This is a genomic window from Idiomarina sp. ST20R2A10, assembly GCF_051842345.1.
GTDB lineage: Bacteria > Pseudomonadota > Gammaproteobacteria > Enterobacterales > Alteromonadaceae > Idiomarina > Idiomarina loihiensis.
In genome coordinates this window covers 1-1,261 of record NZ_JBNIEY010000025.1, presented here as the reverse complement: position 1 = coordinate 1,261, position 1,261 = coordinate 1, and the positions used below count along the sequence as shown (strand labels likewise).

Annotated in this window: 1 protein-coding gene; it reads left to right on the top strand. The window is 48.3% G+C overall.

The genetic code is table 11. From position 1 onward, the window contains the following. Positions 1 to 72 precede the first annotated feature (72 nt). Positions 73 to 1,253 (top strand): IS3 family transposase gene (locus ACP7H9_RS14150; RefSeq protein WP_114981790.1). Its coding sequence is split into 2 segments (ribosomal slippage): positions 73 to 340 and positions 340 to 1,253, totalling 1,182 coding nucleotides; the frame shifts between segments, so codons are not numbered across the junction. The last annotated feature ends 8 nt before the right edge of the window (positions 1,254 to 1,261 follow it).

Genomic DNA, 1,261 nt, shown 5'->3' with positions numbered 1-1,261 from the left:
TGTAGTGGCAAACTAAATTTGGCCACCTAATTAGAGGTGCTATCATGCACCAAGAGACAATTAGGTGACAAGATGACGAAGAGACCAAAACGTAATTTCAGTCCTCAATTTCGACTTGAAGCAGCGCAGCTGGTGGTCGATCAAAACTATAAAGTTAGGGAAGCAGCCGAAGCCATGAACGTCGGTGTATCGACCATGGATAAATGGGTTCGCCAGCTCAGAAAAGAGCGCGGTGGTGAGCAACCCACAGCCACACCAATGACGCCTGACCAGCTGCGAATACGTGAGCTTGAGATGCGTCTTCGTGATGTTGAAACGGAAAAGGACATTCTAAAAAAGGCTACAGCTCTCTTGATGTCGGACTCTCTGAACAATTCTCGATAATCGAGAAACTCAAGACGAGCTATTCAGTAAAGAAGTTATGTCAGGTGTTTAACATACACCGCAGCAGCTTTCGTTACTGGAAACAACGTTCAAAGCAGCCAATATGTGCGAAAAAGACCGCTGAGATAGCGCTTGTTAAGGAGCTTTTCGGCAAGAGCGAAGGCTCTGCGGGAGCCCGCAGTATCTCAGAGATGGCGACCAACCAGGGCACACCATTAAGCCGTTACCGTGCCGGTCGGCTCATGGAAAAACTGGGGCTTATCAGCTGTCAGGTTCCCGGACATACATACAAGAAAACAGGCGATGAACATGTTGAGATACCGAATCATTTAGAGCGTCAATTTGGCGTTAGTGCACCGAACCGCGTGTGGTGTGGCGATGTGACCTACATCTGGACCGGTAGCCGTTGGGCATATCTGGCCATAGTCATTGATTTATACGCCCGTAAACCCGTAGGCTGGGCAATGTCGCTGTCACCGGACAGTAAGTTAACCAGCAACGCATTGAAAATGGCTTATGAGAGCCGTGGACGTCCTAAAGGCGTGATGTTCCATAGCGATCAGGGCAGCCATTATACGAGCAGGAAGTTCCGCCAGACGCTCTGGAAGTGCCAGATAAAGCAAAGCTTAAGTCGACGGGGTAACTGTTGGGATAATGCACCAATGGAGCGCTTCTTCAGAAGTCTGAAGATAGAATGGATGCCGACTTATGGATATCGTTCATTTGTGCAGGCGCAGAATCACATATTGAAGTATTTAATCGGGTATTACAGCCAGCTTCGGCCGCATCAGCATAACAACGGTTTGAGCCCGAATCAGGCAGAGCAAAAATACTGGATTAACTATAAACCGGTGGCCAGTTTTTCTTGACCACTACA